The sequence below is a fragment of the Aquimarina macrocephali genome, from assembly GCF_051627225.1.
Taxonomy (GTDB): Bacteria; Bacteroidota; Bacteroidia; order Flavobacteriales; family Flavobacteriaceae; genus Aquimarina; species Aquimarina macrocephali.
The window spans coordinates 3,674,275-3,698,034 of the sequence record NZ_CP151795.1 but is presented as its reverse complement, the minus strand read 5'-3'; the positions used below and the strand labels follow the sequence as shown (position 1 = coordinate 3,698,034).

The 23,760-nt window shown below is 32.0% G+C and carries 20 protein-coding genes; 16 read left to right on the top strand and 4 right to left on the bottom strand.

Annotation, left to right across the window (positions count from 1 at the left end; genetic code table 11):
* The first annotated feature begins 331 nt into the window (after window positions 1-331).
* The 6 genes from AAFU52_RS16075 to AAFU52_RS16050 all read left to right on the top strand — a co-directional run bounded on the left by AAFU52_RS16075 (window position 332) and on the right by AAFU52_RS16050 (window position 6,360).
* Window positions 332-901: an RNA polymerase sigma factor gene (locus AAFU52_RS16075; RefSeq protein WP_024768641.1), complete on the top strand. Its 570-nt coding sequence runs from the start codon at window positions 332-334 to the stop codon at window positions 899-901.
* Window positions 902-930: 29 nt separating this feature from the next.
* A complete protein-coding gene (locus AAFU52_RS16070; protein WP_024768642.1) occupies window positions 931-1,113 on the top strand; it encodes a hypothetical protein in 183 nt (60 codons plus the stop codon).
* Between the two features lie 21 nt (window positions 1,114-1,134).
* On the top strand, window positions 1,135-1,950 hold the full coding sequence (locus AAFU52_RS16065; RefSeq protein WP_438422611.1) for a mechanosensitive ion channel family protein: 816 nt from the start codon (window positions 1,135-1,137) through the stop codon (window positions 1,948-1,950).
* Between the two features lie 474 nt (window positions 1,951-2,424).
* Window positions 2,425-4,719: a TonB-dependent receptor domain-containing protein gene (locus tag AAFU52_RS16060; RefSeq protein WP_024768644.1), complete on the top strand. Its 2,295-nt coding sequence runs from the start codon at window positions 2,425-2,427 to the stop codon at window positions 4,717-4,719.
* Window positions 4,720-4,760: 41 nt separating this feature from the next.
* The gene (locus AAFU52_RS16055) at window positions 4,761-5,876 is read left to right on the top strand and encodes a PQQ-dependent sugar dehydrogenase (RefSeq protein ID WP_024768645.1); all 1,116 of its coding nucleotides are present in this window, start codon (window positions 4,761-4,763) and stop codon (window positions 5,874-5,876) included.
* Between the two features lie 19 nt (window positions 5,877-5,895).
* The gene (locus AAFU52_RS16050; RefSeq protein ID WP_438422610.1) at window positions 5,896-6,360 is read left to right on the top strand and encodes a c-type cytochrome; all 465 of its coding nucleotides are present in this window, start codon (window positions 5,896-5,898) and stop codon (window positions 6,358-6,360) included.
* A gap of 264 nt (window positions 6,361-6,624) precedes the next feature.
* Here AAFU52_RS16050 and AAFU52_RS16045 read toward each other — a convergent pair whose 3' ends face one another.
* From AAFU52_RS16045 to AAFU52_RS16035, 3 genes are all read right to left on the bottom strand, one after another.
* Window positions 6,625-7,476, bottom strand: a complete 852-nt coding sequence (locus AAFU52_RS16045) for a M12 family metallopeptidase (RefSeq protein ID WP_438422609.1) — start codon at window positions 7,474-7,476, stop codon at window positions 6,625-6,627.
* Window positions 7,477-8,393: 917 nt separating this feature from the next.
* Complete coding sequence (locus tag AAFU52_RS16040) at window positions 8,394-9,233, bottom strand: M12 family metallopeptidase (RefSeq protein WP_024768648.1); 840 nt, start codon at window positions 9,231-9,233, stop codon at window positions 8,394-8,396.
* Window positions 9,234-9,861: 628 nt separating this feature from the next.
* Complete coding sequence (locus tag AAFU52_RS16035) at window positions 9,862-10,758, bottom strand: helix-turn-helix domain-containing protein (protein WP_161635237.1); 897 nt, start codon at window positions 10,756-10,758, stop codon at window positions 9,862-9,864.
* 239 nt (window positions 10,759-10,997) lie between these two features.
* On the opposite strand from AAFU52_RS16035, the gene AAFU52_RS16030 reads away from it, so the two are divergent.
* The 10 genes from AAFU52_RS16030 to scpA all read left to right on the top strand — a co-directional run bounded on the left by AAFU52_RS16030 (window position 10,998) and on the right by scpA (window position 22,013).
* The gene (locus AAFU52_RS16030; protein ID WP_024768650.1) at window positions 10,998-11,735 is read left to right on the top strand and encodes a hypothetical protein; all 738 of its coding nucleotides are present in this window, start codon (window positions 10,998-11,000) and stop codon (window positions 11,733-11,735) included.
* 52 nt (window positions 11,736-11,787) lie between these two features.
* Window positions 11,788-13,059 carry an MFS transporter gene (locus AAFU52_RS16025; RefSeq protein WP_438422608.1) on the top strand — a complete coding sequence of 424 codons (1,272 nt, stop codon included), beginning with the start codon at window positions 11,788-11,790 and terminating at the stop codon, window positions 13,057-13,059.
* A gap of 4 nt (window positions 13,060-13,063) precedes the next feature.
* On the top strand, window positions 13,064-14,638 hold the full coding sequence (locus tag AAFU52_RS16020; RefSeq protein ID WP_438422607.1) for a glycoside hydrolase family 3 protein: 1,575 nt from the start codon (window positions 13,064-13,066) through the stop codon (window positions 14,636-14,638).
* A gap of 6 nt (window positions 14,639-14,644) precedes the next feature.
* A complete protein-coding gene (locus AAFU52_RS16015; RefSeq protein ID WP_438422606.1) occupies window positions 14,645-15,727 on the top strand; it encodes an anhydro-N-acetylmuramic acid kinase in 1,083 nt (360 codons plus the stop codon).
* Window positions 15,728-15,845: 118 nt separating this feature from the next.
* Window positions 15,846-16,454 carry a uridine kinase gene (udk, locus tag AAFU52_RS16010; RefSeq protein ID WP_438422605.1) on the top strand — a complete coding sequence of 203 codons (609 nt, stop codon included), beginning with the start codon at window positions 15,846-15,848 and terminating at the stop codon, window positions 16,452-16,454.
* 119 nt (window positions 16,455-16,573) lie between these two features.
* Window positions 16,574-16,852: an FtsB family cell division protein gene (locus tag AAFU52_RS16005; protein WP_438422604.1), complete on the top strand. Its 279-nt coding sequence runs from the start codon at window positions 16,574-16,576 to the stop codon at window positions 16,850-16,852.
* Entirely contained in the window at window positions 16,845-18,212 is a 1,368-nt protein-coding gene (locus AAFU52_RS16000; protein ID WP_438422603.1) for a methylmalonyl-CoA mutase subunit beta, read from the top strand. The genes AAFU52_RS16005 and AAFU52_RS16000 overlap by 8 nt, the downstream gene beginning before the upstream one ends.
* Window positions 18,213-18,278: 66 nt before the next feature.
* Window positions 18,279-18,923, top strand: coding sequence for a hypothetical protein (locus tag AAFU52_RS15995; protein ID WP_438422602.1), 645 nt, complete (start codon window positions 18,279-18,281; stop codon window positions 18,921-18,923).
* 266 nt (window positions 18,924-19,189) lie between these two features.
* Entirely contained in the window at window positions 19,190-19,759 is a 570-nt protein-coding gene (locus AAFU52_RS15990) for a hypothetical protein (protein ID WP_024768658.1), read from the top strand.
* Window positions 19,760-19,880: 121 nt separating this feature from the next.
* Window positions 19,881-22,013 carry a methylmalonyl-CoA mutase gene (gene scpA, locus AAFU52_RS15985; RefSeq protein ID WP_438422600.1) on the top strand — a complete coding sequence of 711 codons (2,133 nt, stop codon included), beginning with the start codon at window positions 19,881-19,883 and terminating at the stop codon, window positions 22,011-22,013.
* Window positions 22,014-22,016: 3 nt separating this feature from the next.
* Here the strand turns inward: scpA and AAFU52_RS15980 are convergent, their stop codons facing one another.
* Window positions 22,017-23,756, bottom strand: a complete 1,740-nt coding sequence (locus AAFU52_RS15980) for a carboxypeptidase-like regulatory domain-containing protein (RefSeq protein WP_438422598.1) — start codon at window positions 23,754-23,756, stop codon at window positions 22,017-22,019.
* Between the last annotated feature and the right edge of the window lie 4 nt (window positions 23,757-23,760).

Genomic DNA, 23,760 nt, shown 5'->3' with positions numbered 1-23,760 from the left:
TAGAAAATTTTAATCTGTGAAAGCTCTCAGTTCATCTGTTAACTGTTTAAAAGAGTTTTAAAAACAAGAAAACCTTAGAAATCATACTATTACTTTTATTTTTTACTTAAATTAAGGTTTCAAAAATGTTTTTTGAACTCTTTTAAACCTTCACTCAAGCCCCAAAGATTGGTGTTTTTGGATATTTAAATACCATAAACACATCGCTTTAAAACAAATCATAACAGAGGTACCGCAATCACTTTGAAATAAAGAAATAAATTAAAAGTGACTTTTTTAGATACGCTGTGTCTAAATTATTTAGAGGGATTATATGTAATAAAAATACAGGTTGAAGAAGACAGAACTGGATGAAAATTTAGAGGATAAAGAGCTTGTTTACAAAATAGCCAAAAGTAAGGATACTAAGCTATATGCAATTCTTTATGACAGATATGCAAAAACTATATATAATAAATGCTTGAGTTTTGTAAAATCTAATGAAGAGGCGCAAGATTTAACACACGATATTTTTGTTCTTTTATTCGCCAAGCTAAAGACATTTAAAGGAAATTCTAAATTTTCTACCTGGTTGTATTCATTCACCTATAATTTCTGTGTGAATTATGTACAGAGGGTTCAAAAAAAGAAAAAAGAGAAAATCGTATCAATCGATGATATTATCGTTGATTACCCATCAGAAGAAATAGATGATGAAGATATGATGAAATTAAAGTCCAAAAAACTAGCAATGGCACTAAAAAAAATTGAACCCGAAGATAAAATCATTTTAATGATGAAATATCAGGATGATCTCACTATAAAAGAAATTGAAAAAACTCTAAATATTGGAAATAGTGCTGTAAAAATGAGATTAAGCCGAGCCAAATCTAGATTAGTGAATTTATATAAAACCTTATAACACCTTTTAAACCTAATACCCCACAAAAAATGAAAAATCCATTTAAAAAAATTATTCAAAATGAAGAATTACCTGCTTCTATCAAGGAAAAGGTACTCGATGATGTCGAAATAGTAAAGCTATCACTAGATCTGGCTGATTTATTTGCTATAAAATATCCAAATTCTCTTGAAGAACTTTTTAAAATAGTAAGTCGTTCTAACAAAAACTAAGGACTAACCTCCAAAAATCGTATGGAAAAATTTCTAAATTTTAAATTGATTGAAAATATATTTAATGAACTATATGAGATTATGCCTAATATAATTGGCGCCATTTTGTTCATTTTAGTCGGGTGGATGATTGTAAAATTCATTCTTTTTATATTAAAAAAATCCTTGAAGCTAACCAAAATTGATACTTTGGCATCTAAAATTAGTGATAATGGGACTCTTTTTAATTCTGCTACCAAAATCGAACCTACCAAAATAATTCTAGCTTTTGTTAAGTGGTTTCTAATTCTTGTATTGGTTATTGTCGGAGCTGATATGTTTGGTTTAAATATGGTTTCGAATGGTGCAGGAAGATTAATCGATTATTTACCCAAAATATTCAGTTCGATTGTAATTTTAGGATTAGGATTATACCTGGCTTCTTTAGTAAGAAAATCTGTTTATGCTTTGCTAAAATCTTTGGATCTTAGTGGATCTAAAATAATAAGCTCTATCCTCTTTTTTAGTATTGTAGCAATTGTTTCTATTACGGCTTTAAATCAAGCAGGTATCAATACTAGTATCATAACAAACAACCTTTCTCTAATTCTGGGAGCTTTTTTAGCCACTTTTGTACTTGCATTAGGTTTAGGCTCTAGAGATGTTGTGTATAGATTATTACTAGGTTTCTATTCTAAGAAAAATTTTGAAGTAGGACAAAAAATTAGAATCGAAGGTGACGAAGGAGTTATTATTTCTATCGATAATATTAGTATGATAGTAGAAAGTAATGATAATAATAGAGTAGTCTATCCTATTAAACTTATAGTGGATAAAAAAGTTGAAATTATAAAGTAATGAATCTAAAGTGACTTTTCTTTTTTTTATGTGTCAAAACTATATAACGGATAAAATAGAAGTTTCATACTTCTTGTAAAAAGGGAAAGATGATTGTATTGATTGCTGTTCAAATCATAATACTAATAGTACTAATTATACTAATAGTTCGTAATTGGTTTGAATATACGAAGGATAAGAGACGATTACATAGTATAAATAAAGAAGAAGGAAATATTTAGGGGGTCCAAAAATGACACTGTTTCTTTTTTGGATAATTCTGTTTTTTATAGCAGGTCAGTTGATAAGGGGAATTTATATAACAACTGGCCTCTATAAAAAATGAATACTTTTTACTTCATAGTACAGCTGTATATTTTCTTCGGTATAAGAATTACTCTATCTGATCGTTAAAAAATCATAATATTCATCAACACAATCATGTTTTTTAAACCCAATTGCCTCTAGTTTCCGATATTTGAGGAAAAACAAATCTTGAAAAGAATATTTTTATTTTTAGTACTCGCTTGTCACTTTTCTGTATACTCACAATTTGACACTAAAGGAATTGTCATAAATAGTTCAAATAAACTTCCAATAGCCAATGTAAGCGTTCTTGATACAGGTAGTAATATCAAAGTTTTTACTGATACTGATGGCAAGTTTTCTATAAAATCTTTAGGCAAAATAAAGTTTTTCAAAGATGGTTATACTGAAACTTCTATAGATATTAACAAACATAACCATATTAAGAATGAATACATTGTAATAGCATTAGTTCCCATTACAAATTTAGTTGAGGTTGTGATAGAAGATTATTTTCGTCCACAAAAACATAAGTATGCAACAGAGGCTGTCTCTTCTATTACAGCTAATGATATTAATCGTGGAAACTCAATTGAGTTACACCCTGTTCTCAATAGAGTTGCTGGTGTTTTTATGCAAAACGGTACTTTAAACACCAATAGAATTACAATTAGAGGAATCGGGGCCAGAAACTTATTTGGTACAGCTAATATAAGAGCCTATTTTGGAGATATCCCATTAACCGATGGAAATGGAGAATCTTCTATAGAGGATTTAGAACTCGGTGCTTTATCCAGCATAGAAATTCATAAAGGACCTTCTTCAAGCAGTTATGGTGTAGGATTAGGAGGAACTATCTTATTTCAACCCGAATTTGCAAATACAAATACTTCTGAGAGTGAATTAACTACATCACTTGGGAGTTATGGACTAAGAAGAATTCTGGCTAAAGCTGCTATATCCAAAGAAAAATCTAATATTACAGTACTGTATAGCAATAATCATACTGATGGCTATCGAGATAATAATGAATATGATCGAAATACAGTAACACTGGCCTCTGGTTTTGATGCTGGAAAGAAAAATAGCTTTTCTATTTTAGGTAGCTATGTTAACCTTAATGCTGGTATTCCCAGTTCATTAGATCAGGAAAATTTTGAAAACAATCCAAGACAAGCCGCATTTACCTGGGGGCGTGCTCAAGGTTCGGAAGATGTAGATTATGGACTATTAGGAGTAACCTGGAAACATAAATATAATTCAAAAACATCACATAACACCAGTGTTTTTAGTTCTTTTAGAAACAATGACGAGTCTAGACCTTTTAATATACTAAAAGAAAATGCAACAAGTTTTGGTATTAGAAACCGAGTTTTAGGGAGTCATCTAATCGCCAGTAAGGAATTAAACTGGACTGCAGGTGGGGAATTATTCTTTGATTATTATACTGGTAAGACTTTTGAAAATCTATATCAGGATTTCCCTGCTGGAACAGGTAGTGTACAAGGCAATCAACTTTCTGATCTCGATGAAAAACGATACTATTACAACATTTTTGCTGAAGCAAATTATAAGATTAATAAGAAGTTTAGAGTAAATGTTGGTATAAATCTCAATCAGACTTTTTTTGATATCGATGATCAATTCTTATCTGATGGAGAAGATAGCTCTGGCAAATTCGATTTTGACCCCATATTCTCTCCCAAAATTGGAATAAATTATTCTCTAAATTCTCAATTTACGCTCTACGGAAACATTGCCCACGGTTTCTCTACTCCTACTACTTCAGAAACACTATTGCCTGATGGTCTTTTTAATCCCGATATAAAACCCGAAATAGGTTGGAATTATGAGATCGGTACCCGATATAGTCTATTACAGGATATGCTCTATGGATCTTTATCATTATATCAATTTAGAGTTAAAGACCTTTTGGTTTCAAGAAGAACTATCGATGATAATTTCTTTGCTATTAATGCTGGAAAAACCATACATAATGGTGCCGAATTAGAATTGAATTATGATATTATAAAAGTAAAGTCTGGAGTATTAAAATTCTTTTTCAATGCATCAATATATGACCATAAATTTGATGACTTTGTAGATTTGGATACTGATTTTTCGAATAACGATCTTACCGGTGTTCCTTCTGAAGTTACCAATTCAGGAATCGAATTTATAGCTCAAAAAGGGTTCTATGGTAACCTTAGTTTTCAGACTGTAGGTAAAATACCTGCAAACGATGCAAACACAACATTTAGCAAAAACTATGAATTACTACATGGCAAAATAGGTTTTAAAAGTAACATTGGATCTCACCTTAAGTATGACTTATTTTTTGGCGCAAATAATATTTTAGATACTAAGTATGCGTCTCAATTACAAATCAATGCCAGAGGGTTTGGTGGTAATTCTCCTAGATATTTCTATCCCGGTTTACCATTTAATGCATACACAGGGATTAACATAAAATATAGATTATAACTAATATTTCTTTGTATTTTTCGGGAATCAACAAAAAATCTATGAAATTCTCGTCATTTCTTATCTTTCTAACCATTGTGTTTTCGGCTTGCGCACAGCAACAAAAAGAAAATGACATTACCTTAGAAGATGATCCTAAAAACTATACAACAGAAGTTGTTGTTCCTGATTTGCAAATCCCATGGGGAATGGCTTGGTTGCCTGATGGCAGTATGCTCATTACAGAAAAAAGTGGAGAATTGATCCATTTTAAAAATGGTAATAAAACCTCGATTGGCAATGTCCCAGAAGTATATAATCGTAATCAAGGCGGGTTGTTGGATATAGAGCTACATCCTAAATATAAAGAAAACGGATGGCTATACATCACTTATTCCTCTAAAGAAGGTACCGAAAAAGGTGGTAACACAGCTTTGATTAGAGCCAAACTAGAAAACAATCAACTGACCAATATAGAAAAACTCTATAAAGGAACACCCAATACTACAAAAGGGCATCATTTTGGATCACGAATAGAATTTGATAATGAAGGATACCTATATTTTTCTATTGGAGATCGTGGTAATAGAGATGTAAACCCTCAAGATATTACTAAGGACGGAGGAAAAATATACCGCCTTAATGATGATGGATCTATCCCTAAAGACAACCCTTTTGTTACCAAAAATGGAGCAAAAAAAGCTGTTTTTTCTTATGGCCATCGCAATCCACAAGGAATGGCAATACATCCCGATGGTACAATCTGGGTTCATGAACATGGTCCTAAAGGTGGTGATGAAATTAATCCAATCATAAAAGGTACAAACTATGGGTGGCCAGTAATCACTTATGGTATTAATTATAGTGGTACATCTATTACAGATATCACTAAAAAAGAAGGAATGAAACAGCCAATATATTATTGGGTTCCTTCTATCGCTCCTAGCGGAATGGATTTTATTACAAGTGATATCTATCCCCAATGGAAAAACAACCTATTAGTAGGTTCATTAATATTTCAATATCTTGAACTGGTAGAATTAACCGATACTAAAGTTACAGGACGAAAAAAATTACTCGATGGTATGGGGCGTATTCGTAATGTAAGGCAAGGACCAGATGGATTTATCTATGTCGCAGTAGAAAATAAAGGTATTGTGAAAATAATTCCTAATTAAATTAGAAACATGTAAACGCATGAAAAAATATTTAAAACGTTTCTTCATAATAGAAATTACCATATTGATCATAAGTATTTCACTTGTTGCACAACAAGAAAAATCAGATATCGAGTATGTTCTATATCCTGTATCAAAAATTCAAGACGCAAAATTATTAGAAAGTATCGCTCGCGGAAACGAGATTTATACTGATTTCTGTATGCAATGTCATCTTCCTGATGGAAAAGGATCTCCTAATGTATTTCCGCCTTTGGCAGGATCAGACTGGTTAGTTAATAAACGAAAAGAAAGCATCTATTCTATCAAATATGGGTTAAATGGTCCTATCAAAGTTAACGGAAAGACTTATAATAGTGCGATGACGTCATTAGGTCTTGAAGACGAAGAAATTGCAGATGTAATGAATTACATTATGAATAGTTGGGGTAATACCCAGAAAAAAATGGTTACCGTTGAAGAAGTTGGTAAAGTTGAAAAATAACATCAATTATTTTTCTTTATCATCCTCTTACTCTGTATTTCTTGTTATGGGATTACAGCTTTTGATGTAACAATAGTAATCCGTTTGTGAATTTTGAATAAATAAGGTTATCTGAAAAGTAAATTTGTTGTGAAATTTCACGTTTTTAACACCAGCTATTGATGATAAAATTTAAACAATACGTTAGTTTTTGATTTAATTTTCAGATAACCTTGTTTTAATTAAAAAAATAACAACAATTATCTAAATAATGATGATTAAAGTTTAACGATAATATGCATTGATACAAGCAATATCACCACTACTTAAATAGTTTCTACCACTTTCTATCGCATTATTAAAAGGTCTACCCGTACTGATGCTTACCATATCAGATACTCCATTTCTAGTTCTAGAAGGATATAACATAATCGAATTCCAGTCAAAACGCCCATAATTATTTCCAGTTTTTCTAAAGTTACTACGGCTATCACTAGGAATTGCATTCCAATTTATACGAATATGTCGATCTCGATCTGGTCTTGAATGCTCATGGTGTAAACCAATAGTATGTCCTAATTCATGAATAGCTACACCGAGATTATTTCTACCTAAAGAGAAACTTTGTCTTCCACCAGCCATACCAACAGTAGCATAATTACCTCCTCTTGCATCGGTAAATATGTTAACATAATTACCACGACCACGACCTTGAACGAATCTAATTCGCGTTCTGCTCGAAATGTGTCTCATAGCACTTAAAACAGTATTTCTTTTGGATGAAGAAAAACCTGAAGCAAACTGATAATATATGGTACGATTAGCCCATCTCCTTGCTCCTGCCCAATTTGCCTTTACCCCCTCTTGATCACTTAAAAACTCAGATAGGTCTGTTTCAGAAACTACTATATCTCCATTATAAAGATATTCTCCATTTCCTAAATCTCCTACTGCCACTTCTTCTCCATTAACTTTTAAAATAGTTGTAGGAACATGATTATTAAACAAGACTTCTTTAGCCTCGGTATCTTCCCCTATTGCCGTTTCTACGGGAGCTTCATTCTCTTCTTGTTTTTCACAAGAAAAACAAAGAGTAGCCAAAAAGGCCATTGATAAAATTAATTTAATTGATTTCATTTTTAGTTAAGTTTGTGAGTTAAAAAAAATAATTATTGTTATTTTCTTAATATTTGTGTTAAATCGCAGTAAAACTATATGAACAAAAAACCAAATAAAAGGTAAATGTCGATATAAAAATGGTAAATATCGAAATGATGTAAATATTGGATTTTGAAATTATTTGGAGTCAATCCTATCTATTTTTTGAAATATTCTACAAAGTTAGTAGGCTCTTTAAAACCAATTAAAAAAGTTAGCTCTGTACTTTTAACAGAATGTATTAGTTTTCTTTTTGGTTCTAAGATCACAAATCCGTCAGCAAATAGCTCTAGTATCAAGTCCAACGTCATTACACTAAGAACTTAAACTACTGATTTAGAATTTATTAATAACTAACTCTGGCCTACGCCGGAATACAAAATGACTAAAAAACAATGCTTTTTGCTTGTCATTCCAGCGTAGGCTGGAATCCTTGGTCAAAGTATAGGAATGTTTTTTTACAGATACTTAACTTATACCATTTCTTATATGAAATTACTGTAATCTGAATTGAATTATTTTTGGTTCAGGTAAAAAAGAAAATTCAGGTATAGCATAGCTATCGATGCATTTTATTTTGAAACATGGAGTAAAAAGAAACAATTTTAGCAGGTAATTTTATATAAGAAAGGTATTAATAACCAAAAAGATACAGCTTAACGAAAGAACATTGGAAGAAAGCCTTCGGAGTATTTTGAAACTTCACGTTTTCAAACTTTAAACATTTACTGATGCGATCAACACCCTGTATATCAATATTTAAAAAAACAAAAAAAATAGCTGTCTAAAGAATAGATTTCCAATCTCAAACTAAATGTTCGATTTTTAGGTCTACTTTTCAGACAACTATTTTTAAAAAAAACAATAATTATTTATATATAAATAATTATTAAAATTTAACGGTAATATCTATTAATACAAGCAACATCTCCACTACTTAAAGTAGCACTATTTGAGAATAATGAAGTAGTAATAGGCTGACCATTACTTCGTCGAACCATTTCGTATCCACCACCTCTACTAACCGTAGGATACAGCATAATTGATCTCCAGTCAAAGCTTCCGACATTTTGCCCTTTTTTACGATAATCGCTGTGAAAATTTTGAGGAATATTATTATAATTTACTGTTACGTAACTATCACGATCTCTTCTTTGATGTTCATGATACAAACCAATAGTATGCCCCAATTCATGAATTGCAATACCAAGTCTATTGGTTGATATAGAAAGGCTTTGTGCCCCTCCCCTCATACCAACAGTAGCATAATTAGTTCCATTTCCTGAGGTGAAAATGCTAACATAATTACCACTACCACGGCCTTGAACAAACCTAACACGTGTTCTGCTAGAGATATGTCTCATAGCTCTTAGCATAGTACTTCTACGTCCTGAAGACAAACCTTGGGCGAACTGATAGTAAATCGTATTGTTAGTCCATCTTCTTTGGCCTCCCCAATTCGCTTTTTCATCATCACTTAAAAAACTAGACAATCCTTCTTTTGTAAATGCCATATCTCCATTAAAAAGATATTCTCCATTACCAAGATCACCTACTCGTACTTCTTCTCCATTAATTTTTAAAACAGTAGAAGGTACATTATCATTAGTTATTAGACCATGTTCTTGATCTGTTGTTGCCTCTACAGGCATAGTATTAGTTTCCTCTTGTTTCTCACAAGAAATAAACAGGGTAGTTAACAAAGCCCCTGATAAGATTAATTTAATTGATTTCATTTTATTCTAAAGTTGAAGGTTAATAAATAATTATTGTCATTCTTTGTGTTAAATCGTTACAAAACTAACCAACGTAACAAACAAACAAAAGGTGGATATTGGCATAAAAATGGTAAATATTAATAAAAATGATAATACGAGTATTGGCTCTTAAAGTTATTTGAGATTAAGCCTATCCATTTTTTAAAATTATACCAGTTCTGATTTGAATTTGCTCATAAGAAAAATATCAGATTTTTAGTTTAGGCGAAAAAGAAAAAACGAGCATAGCCTTAGTTACGGTTATTTTTTATGTTGAAGCATCAAGTAAAAAGACATGTTTTTATTGGGTGAATTCAAGTTAGAAATGGTATTAGTAGCCTCTTTAACGCCGATTAAAAAAGCTAGCTCTGTACTTTTAATACAATGTATTAATTTTCTTTTTGCTTCTAAAATCACAAAATCGTCAAAAAAATAATCCTAGAGACAAGTCTAGCGTCATTAAATTAAAGATTTAAGCTATTGATTAAAGTATAGGAATATTTTGCAAACAGTGACTTAATAATCAAGAGGATAAAGCTCAACAAAAGGATATTGGAGGCAAGTTCACGAGACGTTTAGATGAATATTGATGTAAAAATGGTGAATATTAAATAAGATGGTGGTATGAATATTGGCTCTTAAAGTTGTTTGGGGTCAAGCCTGTCAATTTTTTAAAATATTTCACAAAATTAGTAGCCTCTTTAAAACCTATTAAAAAAGCTAACTCTGTACTTTTAATATTAGAGTTTATTAATTTTCTTTTTGCCTCTAGGATCACAAATCCGTCAATGAATTGTTTTGCAGTAATCCCAATCGTTTCTTTACAAACGATATTTAAGCGCATATAGGTTATATTTAAATGTTCTGCATAAAAATCAGCGTTTCTACTAATTATATAATCTCTTTCTAAAGCCGTTATAAACTTTAGAAATAGCACTATACTCTCAGAATATTTTCCAGAAAAAGTCTGACCCCTTTTTATTTGTTCTACTTTAGAAAGTATGATAGTATACAAAGAAAATATAGTATCACTCTTATTATAACCATCTGCCTCTTTATAATATTCTTTATATAAGAGTTTTATATAATCCCCAATATTAGAACTTTCATTAACTTGAAGTATTGGCTTAAATAGATGAGGAGCAAATAAACGTATAATAGTTTCCTTAGATAAATCATTAAGTCGCATCTCAAAAAAGTCTTTTGTGAAAAGCAAAATAAAACCTTTCACATTTTCTTTAAACCTAAATGCATTTACCTGACCTTTAGCCAAATACACCAAGTTGTTTTTTTCAACCTTATGCCATACATAATCTACTAAATGTTCTGTTTCTCCTTCTGTATAATAAGCTAATAAATAAAATTCTAATTTATGTGGTGTTTCTGGAAAAGAAGATATCACACCACGATACTTTTGTATTAGATCTTCTATTAATAAGACTTCAATTCCATTTGCCCTAGGGTAACTAGGCTCGTATTTTGCGTATGGTATCTCTTCATTCATAATCATTAGAAGGTTTAAAATAACATTCTAGGCTAAGAGTAAATCACTGTATTTTAGCTAATACCGCTATAATTGATCAAACCCGATTAAAAATAAATTTTCTTATTTAGGAAATAACCCCTAAATGTATAAAACTACAAGTCTATTGTGTATAACATAACAATCTAATCATATGCTACGTTAGTATTACTTTATTATATTGCAACTCAAAAAAAGCTTTTACTAATTAAACATGACATATGAAATTCTTAGCATTCATTTCTGTATTTCTAATCATGTCCCATGGTAATGCCCAAGAAAATCCCAACACATATAGGTTTAGTTATAAATCAGAACTTTATAAGGGTACCAGATTTGATATCACTACAAAATTAAGAGCGCTAAAGAATAACTCATGGTTTACAAACATCCCTGAAGAAAAACAGGTAGAACTTGCTGGCTTATTTAAAAGAGTAAAAGATCAACCAATACCTAGATTATACCGAAAGGATGCCATTGTATTTCTTGATGCATTGTATGCGTATGAAGAGTTCTTAACCATATATGATAATGCACTTTATGAAGTAATCCAGCACCTGAAACACGATATGCGTCGTCTTGATTTTAAATTCGAAAGGCAATTTACCAAAGCTAAAATACAATTAAATCGTACACAGAAGGAAGCAAAAAATAATATAGAACGCATAGACCTCCTAAGGAAAGATTTTCATGATACTCAAATAAAACTAGTTAGCCATAGATGGATGAAGAAAAAAATGGAAAAGTATAACGGTATGAGTGCAGTTAAAAAGCCAGATAAATTAATCAAAGAGTTTAAAAAGGCTGAAGCAATGAATATCTTCACTATGATTGAAGAAAAAAAAATGGACAAAATCAATTCGTATCTTGTAGATCAAATCATTGATTTCTTTTATAAAAAGTCGCTCCCAGAGATAGATCTGGATAAGCTAGAACTAGATTATATCGATAAAATATAAATCAGGTATTACTAATAATTTATAAGTATCTTTCTTTCCTTAATAACAATTCATGACAGAACCTAATAAAGACAAAAACGCCTGGGCTTGGGTGCCTTCATTATATTTTACAGAAGGATTACCATATGTGATTATCATCACGTTTTCTGTAATCATGTATAAAAAACTAGGAATTAGTAATGCTGATATTGGATTGTATACCAGTTGGCTCTACCTTCCTTGGGTTATAAAACCACTATGGAGCCCGTTTGTAGATATTAAAAGTACTAAGCGTAATTGGTTTTTAGGTATGCAACTCCTTATTGCTATAGCATTTTTGGGAGTAGGTTTAACGATCCCTACCAATAATTTCTTTGTCCTTAGTCTTTCTTGTTTCTGGATAGCCGCATTTGCATCGGCCACAAACGATATTGCTTCTGATGGATATTACCTTATTAGCCTTACACAAAAAAAACAGTCCTTTTTTTTAGGAGTACGCAGTACTTTTTATCGCTTGGCTATGGTAACAGGACAAGGATTAATTGTAGTACTTGCTGGTTTTTTAGAGGGGTATTACGGTAATAATCAAAAAGCATGGTCTTATACCATGATTATCACTGCCGTTTTCATGATTCTATTAACAGTAATCAATCTTTTTGCAACTCCAAAAGTGGAAAATGAAACCGAGGATTCTAAAGATAATCCAATACGTTTCTTAGATGTTTTTAAGACCTTCTTTCAAAAAAAACAAATAGGTATTGTTCTCGCGTTTATTCTTCTTTACAGATTAGGAGAATCCCAATTGGTAAAAATGGCTTCTCCCTTTTTATTAGATCAGAAAGAAGCTGGTGGATTAGCATTATCTACTACCGAGGTAGGCACTATTTATGGTACATTCGGAATTATAGCCTTAACCATAGGAGGAATTCTGGGAGGTATTGCTATTTCGGTATATGGATTAAAAAAATGGATGCTTCCAATGATTTTAGCTTTAAACCTGCCTAATGTATTGTATGTTTTGTTAAGCTTCTGGGAATCATCTTCTGTAGTATCTGTTACATTAGTTGTTATTATTGAGCAATTTGGATATGGATTTGGGTTTGCTGCTTATCTTATGTTTTTGATATATGTAGCAGAGGGTGTTTCTAAAACTTCTCATTATGCAATCGCAACAGGGTTTATGGCTTTAGGTATGATGTTGCCAGGTATGATTAGTGGTTTCATCCAAGAGGTTCTTGGATATACCGGATTCTTTATTTGGGTTGCCATTGCCGCAATCCCTGGCATTATCCTTACTCGATACATCCAATATCCCGCTACTTACGGAAAGAAAGACAAAAATTAAATTAATGCAAGTAATGAATCTATCCAACCTTTCTAAAACCGAAAAAATTGGCCAGTTTTTCTTTCCTGCTGCATTTATTAATGATACGGATCAAGAAATAAAAGAAGTCGAAAAATTAATACTAGATTATAAAGTAGGAGGTCTTACCTTTTTTCATAGTAGAGCCAGTGCTGCTACCAACTTTGAGGACAAGAAAAAAGTGATTCGAAATGAAGATAGTGCTAAACGACTAGCAGAACTTATAACACATTATCAAAACATAGCTCCTACCCCACTACTAATTAGTATTGATGCAGAATGGGGATTGGCAATGCGTGTAGAAAATACCCCTCAATATCCTTATGCCATAACATTAGGAGCAATACCCGATGATCAATCAGATTTGATTACCGAAGTAGGGAAATACACAGGAAATGATCTTAAAAGTATAGGAATTCACCTCAATTTAGCTCCTGTTGCCGATATTAATGTCAACCCCAATAATCCTGTAATCGGTTATCGTTCTTTTGGTGAAAAAAAAGAACAGGTTACTCTTAAATCCTTAGCATTTTACAAAGGACTTAAAGCTTCGGGGGTTTTAGGCTGTTTTAAGCATTTCCCAGGACATGGGGATACTGCTGTAGATTCACACCTTGGGCTTCCAGTAATCTCTAAATCTAGACAAGAATTATATGATGAAGAACTGTATCCATTTATAAAAGCAATAGCATCGGGAATTGATAGCATTTTAATCGGACATCTGGCTGTACCTTCTTTAACCAAAGGAAAAAATATATCCGCTACTTTGTCAAAAGATATTATTAAAGGAGTATTAAGAAATGAATTGGGTTTCGAAGGTGTTGTTATTTCTGATGCCCTTAATATGCATAGTGTTTCTAAATTATATCCCGAAAAAGGAATATTAGAATGGAAAGCATTTGATGCAGGTAATGATATTCTATGTTTTGCAGAGCATGTAGCAGAAGGTATTCGTACCATAGAAAAAAATGCATCTGACGAGCAAATTGAAGAAAGTTTTACAAGAATCCAAAAGCTTAAAAAGGATGCATTTGAAAAGAATATCTCGAAGCCTACTTTTGATCCTGAAAAAGAAGCTTCTTTAAATAGTAACATCGCTAAAGCATCACTTACTCATTATAAGTCGGATAAAGAAAGTTTTGAAAAATTTAATATCGAAAGTTTTGAAGCTGTAGTTATAGGAAATAGTAAAAATTGTACCTTTTTCGAAGAAATTAAACAATACAAACAGTTTAATAAATCAAGATATACCCAATCTTTTTCTACTACCATTTCTGGTAATAATATTCTTATAGCATTGTTTCCACCTTCAATAAAACCAATACATGAGTTTGGTATAGACCCAGAGATACTGCAAGCTATAGAAAAGCTAAGTACCACAAAAAATGTAACTTTATATTTGTTTGGTAATCCATATGTTTTGAGAATATTACAAACTAAAAATATAAATAACATAGTACTTGTATATCAGAATTTTAAAACTTTTCAAGAGGTAGGAGCCAAACACTTTCTTGGGCAACATAAAGCCATTGGTCTATCTCCTGTACAACTTTCAATATAAAAAGATATGAGTTCGGTTAAAAATCAATACACTGCAATCGGTTTAATGTCTGGGACTTCTCTTGACGGATTGGATATCGTTTGTTGCTCATTTGAAAAGAAAAATGATACCTGGATATTCTCTATTATTAATACTGATAGTATTGATTATGACATTACTTTTAAAGAGCAATTAAAAAACACAGTACATCTCGAACCAGCAACTTTATTGGCTTTTCATAACGAATATGGAAGTTGGTTGGGTAATCAGGTAAAAAAATTCATGAATCAAAACAACATTCAGGTAGATTTTGTAGCCAGTCATGGTCACACTGTTTTTCATCAACCCGAGATTGGATTAACATATCAAATAGGATCTGGGCAACATCTGGCCAATGCATGTGAGCAAAAGGTAATCTGTGATTTTAGAACCAATGATGTTGCTCTGGGTGGCCAGGGAGCTCCTCTAGTTCCTATAGGTGATCAGTTATTATTTGATCAATACGATTTTTGTCTTAATCTGGGCGGAATTAGCAATATCTCTTTTAATAGTGGGAGAAAAAGAATTGCCTATGATATTTCGCCTGCCAATATGCTACTTAATTTTATTTGTTCGACTATAGATAAAGCATATGATAAAGGTGGGGCGATCGCTAGAACAGGTACCTTAAATCCTGCCTTACTAGATACTTTAAATAATCTATCATATTATAAGCTTCCGTTTCCAAAATCTTTGGGATATGAATGGTTTACCGAAGAAATGATTCCAATTATCGTTCATAATCAGGATACTACAGAAAATCTTTTACATACAGCTGTTCACCATATTACTACTCAAATAGCAGATGCAATTAAAAAAACTAAACATAAAAACAGTTCTATACTGGTAACCGGTGGTGGCGCAAAAAATGATTTTCTTATCCAAATATTGCAACAAAAATTAGACGGTTTTGCGACAGTAGTTATTCCATCAGAAGAGATTATTGATTTTAAAGAAGCACTGATCTTTGCTTTTATGGGAGTACTTAGAGAAAGAAATGAAATAAATTGCCTGCAATCTGTTACCGGAGCCAGAAAAGATTCTTCCTCTGGAGTCCTATATCATCCGTGATAAAATCTCTTGTATATTTCTTTGATCCGACAAAAGGTACACTATAACTTTTACGACAATAGAAATTTGATGCGCAATTACTCAAAAACAATCTTTAAATTTGTCAAAAAAATCAGAAATGCTAATTATCGGTATCGCCGGAGGAACAGGCTGTGGAAAAACTACTGTTGTCAATCAAATTGTAAATGAATTACCAGAAAATGAAGTTTGTGTCATATCACAAGACTCATACTATAAAGATACAAGTCATCTCGCGTACGAAGAACGAGTTAAAATAAACTTTGATCATCCACAATCTATAGATTTCGAACTATTAGGTCAACATTTGACCGCACTTAGAAAAGGCGAAACAATAGAACAACCTGTATATTCTTTTGTAGAACATAATCGCACTAGCGAAACTGTTAGTACAGCGCCAAGCAAAGTAATCATAGTTGAAGGAATTTTAATACTTACCAACCCAAAAATCCGGGAAATGTTTGATATCAAAATATATGTACAAACAGATAGTGATGAACGACTAATACGAAGACTTAAAAGGGATATAGCAAAGCGTGGACGTGATATGGATGAAGTTTTGGATCGATATCAAAACACATTAAAACCTATGCATCAACAGTTCATTGATCCAACCAAAGAATTTGCTGATCTTATTATACCCAACAACAACTATAATAATGTAGCTATTGATATTGTACGTACCATTATTAAAGAACGCTTGAATTAACTTTTGTACCTTTACAACGAATATTATTCTCAATTAGATTGAAGTTAAAACAATATTTTCAGAAACTAAAAAATAAACCGGCGTTGATCCCGATATTTGCCATATTTTTAAATAAATATGTGCTCATTATTCTGTTATTTATAGTTTGGATGCTGTTTTTTGACACGAATTCCTGGTTGATTCATAGAGAATTAGATGAGGAAATCCAGGAGCTTGAAGATAATAAAGAATACTATATGAAGGAGATTGTAAAGGATCAGAAGGATATTAAAGTATTAAAAGACAGTAGCGAGCTTGAAAAATTCGCAAGAGAAGAATATTTTATGAAGCGAGATAATGAAGAAATATACATTATTGAGTATGAAGATAGTGTACCTAAAAACAAAAAAGATGACTAAATCCCTATTCGATGGTTTTGAAAAAGTTTCTGCAAAACAATGGAAACAAAAAATTCAATTTGATCTCAAAGGTGCAGATTATAATGAAGCATTGATTTATAAATCTTTAGAAGGCATTGATATAAAACCTTTTTACAATGAGGAGGACAGTATCGAAAACGGTTCTGTATCTCATCCTTCTACTTGGAAAAATTCTGTAAAAATAGTAGTTAGTACAGCAATTATTGGTAACCAAAAAGCTCTGGAAGCTATTAAAAAAGGTGCCGAAAGTATTCATTTTGTGATCTCACAAGAAGATATTGATCCAAAAAGTCTTTTACAACATATTACTTCTGATACCTCTGTTTTTATAGAAACTGAATTTCTTTCTTCTTCTTATGTTCAAAAACTAAATGATATTGCCAAAGAAATTAATCTAAGTATCTATATATTAACAGATATTATTAATAATCTGGCAAGTACAGGAAACTGGTATAAGACATTAAAAGAAGATCATGCTTCATTAGATCAAATCACTAAGAATAAACATCTTAAAAACAGTATTAGTATTAATATAGGGTTGTATCAAAATGCTGGTGCTACAATGGTACAACAATTAGCATATGGATTAGCTCATGCCAATGAATACTTAAATCATTTTGAAAACGCTACAAGTACACTTTTAGAAAAAACACCTGTAGTTTTTAAAGTTGCGGTAGGTGGTAATTACTTTTTTGAAATAGCTAAACTAAGAGCTCTTAGAATATTATGGAGCACTTTGGCTCCAGAATATAACGCTACAACAGAGTGTCATATTTTAGCATATCCATCACATAGAAACAAGACCATTCTGGATTATAACGTAAATATGTTACGTACTACTACAGAATGTATGAGTGCAATATTAGGAGGTGCCGATACCATTCAAAATCTACCTTATGACGATATTTATCATCTCGAAAATGATTTTGGAACGAGAATTTCGTTAAATCAACTTTTAATTCTAAAAAACGAAAGCTACTTTGATCTGGTTGCTAATCCCGCTTCAGGATCCTACTATATTGAGAGTTTAACAAAACAAATGGCCGATAAGGCATTATCAATATTTAAAAATATTGAAGAAGGCGGTGGTTTCCTGAACCAGTTAAAATCAGGGGTTATTCAGAAAAAAATAAAAGAGAGTGCCGAAAAAGAGCAAGAATTATTCGATAATCAAGAAATTATATTAACAGGGACCAATAAATATCAAAATCCCGAAGAACATATTCCAGAATTTCAAAAACCGGTATTTCCAGAAAAAAGAGTTCGAAAAACACTTTTATCTCCAATAATAGCAAAAAGATTGCCTCAGGAAATAGAAAGAAAAACCGTGAACTCATAGCATAAGTCGTTAATTTTTCGTACTTTACAAGGAAGCAACACTTTTTTATAACTAAATATTAATCTCATGCCCCTAAAGATTAAATATACGGTTGTATTATTTTTTTTAGTTCTATTTATATGTACTACAGGTAATACTCAAGCCACTGAACAAAATTTTGACTGCCTCAAGATTGACAATCAAGGATTACTAAAACAATCTTTTGATTCCTTTGAAAAAGATTTATTTCATCATTATAAATTTAACAATGACACCATAAGAACGTACCAAACGTTTCTTAATGAAGTATATAGCTTATCCATAAACCTAAGAGAGCTTCCTTCTAAGAATTCTATACGACTAGCGCGTATATACAAGAAAAAAGCTACCGACAGAAATTCTCTTTGGGTTTTACTAAGTCAATATGATGAAGAAATGGTAGCTTCAAAAAATACTTCTGGCCCAAAAACTACTCAACAAAAAGAAGAAGAAGTTTTGACATTTAATTATCGTGGTGGGTTTATTCAATGCTTAAAAAACAATAGCAATAGCGAAGGGTTTAAGGATATTGTAAATACTTTAGAGCTTGATGGTAATGTAAGTCCATCTCTAATCGCACAAAGATTGCATGATTTACCAAGAGAAGAATTTAACACTCATGAGGTAAAAAGTTTCATCGCTTTTGATATCTATTATTCTATTTTGCTAGTAATAGAGAAAGCATTTGGGTAATTACCTAAGAAAATATAACACCTATACATAAGTCATTTAAGGTGTTATCCCCTATTTTATTTCATATTGAATTTCACAAAAAACAACGGCAATAATTTCGGATTTAAGAAAAAAACACAATAAAACGTTAATATTTGCTAACTAATTGTTAACTTCCCGGCTGAATTATAAAATTTAGCCTATACATTAACATTACTAAATCTAAATCAATGCCCCTGAAGATTAGATCTAGAATTATAGTCATAACTTTATTTATATGCATAAAGGTGACTTATTCTCAGTCTGGTTATGACTGCCTTAGTGTAGATGAAACCGGTATCATAAAAAAAGCATATGATTCTTTTGAGAATGACCTATTTGCTCACTATAAATTTGGCACAGACTCTATAAAAACCTATCGAACTTTCTTAGCCGAGGTTGCCAGTTTATCAATTGACTTAAGAAAACTCCCCTCTGATAACTCTATTAAACTCGCTCGAGAATTCAAAAAGATTGCTAATAATAAAACCTCTCTTTGGATCAAATTAAGCGAATACGAAAATCAAGAAGCTGTAAAAAAGTCTACGCCCACTACAAGTAAAAAAAATGGAGAAGAAATCTTAATTTTCAATTATAGAGGTGGATATATTCAATGCCTTAAAAACACAAGTGATAGCGATGACTTTAAAGATATTATTTCTACTCTAGAAGAAGATGGTAATGTTAGTACTTCATTAATTTCACAAAGAATCTATTATATTCCGGACAAAGAATTTTGTGCAATAGAAATAAAAAACTTTATAGCTTTTGATGTATATTACTCTATCTTAATGGTTATCGAAAAGGCATTTAAGTAATTTTTTTACTATTCTCTAAAAACTTAAACTCGAATCCGTTTTTTTTTAATAAAAATCGTTTTTAAAACCTTAATTTTATAGCCTTGTTAATTTATCATTTTAAAAAATGAGGTTTTGAGTAATGAATAGAAAAGACGTACAACATATCCAGTTATCAAAAGAAGTTACCCTTGATAAACAGCAACAGATTTCTACATTTACTACTTCAGAGGGAGTTGATATAAAATCCTTTTACGAAAAAGATGATATTAGTGATGTAGATCATCTTAATTTTTCTGCTGGAGTTCCTCCCTATTTACGTGGTCCATATTCTACAATGTATGTTCGTAGACCTTGGACAATACGACAATATGCAGGTTTTTCTACTGCAGAAGAAAGTAATGCTTTTTATCGCAGAAACCTTGCTGCGGGACAAAAAGGACTATCTGTAGCTTTTGATCTGGCTACACACCGTGGATATGACAGTGATCATGAACGTGTGTTTGGTGATGTAGGTATGGCCGGAGTAGCGATCGATACAGTAGAGGATATGAAAGTTCTATTTGATCAGATTCCACTCGATAAAATGTCTGTTTCTATGACTATGAACGGAGCTGTTTTACCCATTATGGCATTTTATATTGTAGCTGCAGAAGAACAAGGTGTAGATAAAAATCTACTTTCTGGAACTATTCAAAATGATATCTTAAAAGAGTTCATGGTACGTAATACTTACGTTTACCCTCCCGCTCCATCTATGCGAATTATTGGTGATATTTTTAAATATTGCTCTAAGAATATGCCAAAATTTAACCCTATAAGTATCTCTGGTTACCACATGCAGGAAGCTGGTGCTACCTGTGATATCGAATTGGCATACACATTAGCAGATGGGTTAGAGTATATTAGAAAAGGGATTGAAGCAGGTATGGATGTCGATTCATTTGCACCACGTCTTTCTTTCTTTTGGGCAATTGGCATGAATCATTTTATGGAAATTGCTAAAATGCGTGCTGCACGCATGCTATGGGCCAAATTGATCCAGCAGTTTAATCCAAAAAACCCAAAATCTTTAATGCTCCGTACGCATTGTCAAACCAGTGGATGGAGTCTTACTGCACAAGATCCATTTAATAATGTGGCTCGTACTTGTATAGAAGCAAGTGCTGCTGCTTTTGGTGGAACACAGAGTTTACACACCAATGCACTAGATGAAGCCATTGCACTGCCTACAGATTTTTCTGCAAGAATTGCCAGAAATACACAAATATACCTACAAGAAGAAACTCAGATTACCCGCACAGTTGATCCATGGGCAGGGAGTTATTATGTAGAATCCCTAACTAACGATATTGCCGAAAAAGCGTGGAAGCTTATTGAAGAAGTAGAAGAACTTGGAGGAATGACCAAAGCTATTGAAGCAGGAATTCCAAAAATGAGAATAGAAGAAGCTGCCGCACGTAAACAAGCTAGAATCGATAGCGAACAAGATATAATCATAGGAGTTAATAAATTTAAACTAGAAGAAGAAGAGGCTATTAGTACTCTAAAAGTAGATAATCAAGCTGTGAGAACCCAGCAAATAGAGGGGCTTAATAAAGTAAAAGCTTCTAGAGATGAGAAGGCTGCACAAAAAGCATTACATAATTTAACTATAGCAGCGACTAATGAAAGTCAAAATTTATTAGCTTTAGCAGTAGAAGCCGCAAGACTGAGAGCTACGTTAGGAGAAATCAGTGATGCCTTAGAAAAAGAATTCGGAAGATATAAAGCAGAAATCAAATCATTTACGGGTGTGTATGCAAAAGAAATAAAAGATGATGCATCTTTTAATAAAGCAAGAGAATTAGCAAATCAATATGCTAAATTAGAAGGTCGCAGACCAAGGATTATGATTGCCAAAATGGGACAAGACGGTCATGATCGTGGTGCAAAAGTAGTTGCGACCAGTTATGCCGATGTAGGTTTTGATGTAGATATTGGTCCGCTATTTCAAACCCCTGTTGAAGCTGCAAAACAGGCTGTAGAAAATGATGTACATATCGTGGGAGTATCTTCACTTGCAGGAGGCCACAAAACTTTGGTTCCTCAAATTGTCGAAGAGCTTAAAAAATATGGACGAGAAGACATAATGGTTATTGTTGGTGGTGTGATCCCCCCTGATGACTACGATGTTCTCTTTGAAGCAGGAGCAGTTGCTATTTTTGGACCGGGAACAAAAATAAGTGATGCGGCAATCACCATTTTAGAGATTTTAATTTCTGTATTTAAGTAGGTATTATCTAAATATTGAGTTAAACTTAAACAGTTGCATCTTATAGTTATAGCTTTTAAGTTTAAACAGTTTTATACGATTTGTTTGATTTTTTCTTCCCCAATTCTTGTAAACTGTTGCTTTTAAATATGTGGGAGCATACTTTTTATTTCCTATATAAGTGATATTTATAAGCCACTCTCCTTTACCTAAATCATAAATAAAAAATTCATCAGAAGAATATCCTTTTAGTTTCTCATCTGAAATACGATCACTGTTTTTTGCCCAAGAATGCTCATAAACAAAAGAATTTAATTGAGGATCTACAAATTCTAATAAGAATTCTGCCTCAGAGGTATTCCATTCAAAAACAACACGAATATCACTGGTTGACGTTTCTTCTTCTCCTTCCTCAATCTTAAAAGTTTCTTTAATTTTTGCTACATCCTTTTTTTGGGTAAACAAGTATCTCATTTCATGATAAACAACTTGTTCTATACCTTTCTCTTCTAATTTAAAACCTCTGCGTAAATATCGCATATACATATCCCAAGCATTCTGATACTCTTTGTTTTCAGAATAAACATTAGCTAAGTCGCGAAATGATTGTGCATAAGATGGTCTTAAATGAATAATCTTATTATAAACATTTAAAGCTTTCGACTTTTCACCTAATTCCTGATATTTATACGCAAGAGCTTTAAGTGCTTCTGCATTTTTATCAAACTTCATTTCCATATCTAATAACACTAACAAGGAAAGTTTCTTGTTTTCTTTTTCTTGTCTAAAGTAATTAGCTACATCAAGATAAAAACTTGATGAATTTTGATACTTCACAGATAAGGTTTTATAGATCTCATATAATTCTTTCTCACTCGTATTAGAATCTGTTTTTTTAAAAACATCTATAATATCAGATCCTTTATCTGCATATAAAAAGGCATCTTTTTTATACTGATTTTCATTGATTCCTAGCTTTGCTTTAAGTGTTTTTCGTAACATTGAACTCTTCGTTACAACGACAATAACTCCTCCCTCTCCCCTCATTCCATATTTTGTTCTTGCCGCTACAGATCTAAGCACGGCTACATATGCAATATCATCCAAATCAACATGAGGTGCCTCTTCATAAATAAAGCCATCAATATCCCAAATTGCCAGTCCGCTTCCTTCACTAAACATAGCGTAAAGCTTAGGTAATATTCTAACTCTTTTTTTACCATGTTTGACGGTAACTTCATAAATCTGAATATGTCCTCTTATCGCTTCTATCAAATCAATAGTGCCTATATTAAGATCTTCTCCTTTTATAATCTTAGAAGCAAATGGTGAACTTCTTAGATCAATTTCTCCATAAGCTGTTTTCAGTTTAGATAGTTCAGGCTTTCTTACCAAAGAGCGTTTTTTGCTACTCTCGGTTGTAACTAATACCTCATCTAGTGTATTAACATCATCAATCATCTTTATATTAAGAAATTGAGTAACATCCTCTACAATAACTTCTACCTGTTTTTTTCCTACAAAAGAAAACTGAACCACTTCTCTTTCTGACGCCTCTATATAATAATATCCTTTTTCATCTGTAGTAGTCCTTCTGTTTTTATCTTTTATTGAAATATTTACATTCTTTAGAGGGATATTATTTGAAGTAACATATCCATAGATTTTATTTAGGTTTGATTTAGACTGAGCAAAAAGGGTAGACTCCCCCATTGTCATCATGATTAAAATCATCAAAAAAGCTGAATGTTTTTTTGTGGACATTATG

Excerpts from the sequence above, each read along its gene's own strand:
- AAFU52_RS16035 (WP_161635237.1), bottom strand. The coding sequence starts at position 10,758 with ATGAATGAAGAGATACCATACGCAAAATACGAGCCTAGTTACCCTAGG.
- AAFU52_RS16055 (WP_024768645.1), top strand. The coding sequence starts at position 4,761 with ATGAAATTCTCGTCATTTCTTATCTTTCTAACCATTGTGTTTTCGGCT.
- AAFU52_RS16025 (WP_438422608.1), top strand. The coding sequence starts at position 11,788 with ATGACAGAACCTAATAAAGACAAAAACGCCTGGGCTTGGGTGCCTTCA.
- AAFU52_RS15980 (WP_438422598.1), bottom strand. The coding sequence starts at position 23,756 with ATGTCCACAAAAAAACATTCAGCTTTTTTGATGATTTTAATCATGATG.
- AAFU52_RS15995 (WP_438422602.1), top strand. The coding sequence starts at position 18,279 with ATGCCCCTAAAGATTAAATATACGGTTGTATTATTTTTTTTAGTTCTA.
- AAFU52_RS16015 (WP_438422606.1), top strand. The coding sequence starts at position 14,645 with ATGAGTTCGGTTAAAAATCAATACACTGCAATCGGTTTAATGTCTGGG.
- AAFU52_RS16065 (WP_438422611.1), top strand. The coding sequence starts at position 1,135 with ATGGAAAAATTTCTAAATTTTAAATTGATTGAAAATATATTTAATGAA.
- scpA (WP_438422600.1), top strand. The coding sequence starts at position 19,881 with ATGAATAGAAAAGACGTACAACATATCCAGTTATCAAAAGAAGTTACC.
- AAFU52_RS16000 (WP_438422603.1), top strand. The coding sequence starts at position 16,845 with ATGACTAAATCCCTATTCGATGGTTTTGAAAAAGTTTCTGCAAAACAA.
- AAFU52_RS16040 (WP_024768648.1), bottom strand. The coding sequence starts at position 9,233 with ATGAAATCAATTAAATTAATCTTATCAGGGGCTTTGTTAACTACCCTG.
- AAFU52_RS16030 (WP_024768650.1), top strand. The coding sequence starts at position 10,998 with ATGAAATTCTTAGCATTCATTTCTGTATTTCTAATCATGTCCCATGGT.
- AAFU52_RS16045 (WP_438422609.1), bottom strand. The coding sequence starts at position 7,476 with ATGAAATCAATTAAATTAATTTTATCAATGGCCTTTTTGGCTACTCTT.
- AAFU52_RS16020 (WP_438422607.1), top strand. The coding sequence starts at position 13,064 with ATGCAAGTAATGAATCTATCCAACCTTTCTAAAACCGAAAAAATTGGC.
- AAFU52_RS16050 (WP_438422610.1), top strand. The coding sequence starts at position 5,896 with ATGAAAAAATATTTAAAACGTTTCTTCATAATAGAAATTACCATATTG.
- AAFU52_RS16070 (WP_024768642.1), top strand. The coding sequence starts at position 931 with ATGAAAAATCCATTTAAAAAAATTATTCAAAATGAAGAATTACCTGCT.
- udk (WP_438422605.1), top strand. The coding sequence starts at position 15,846 with ATGCTAATTATCGGTATCGCCGGAGGAACAGGCTGTGGAAAAACTACT.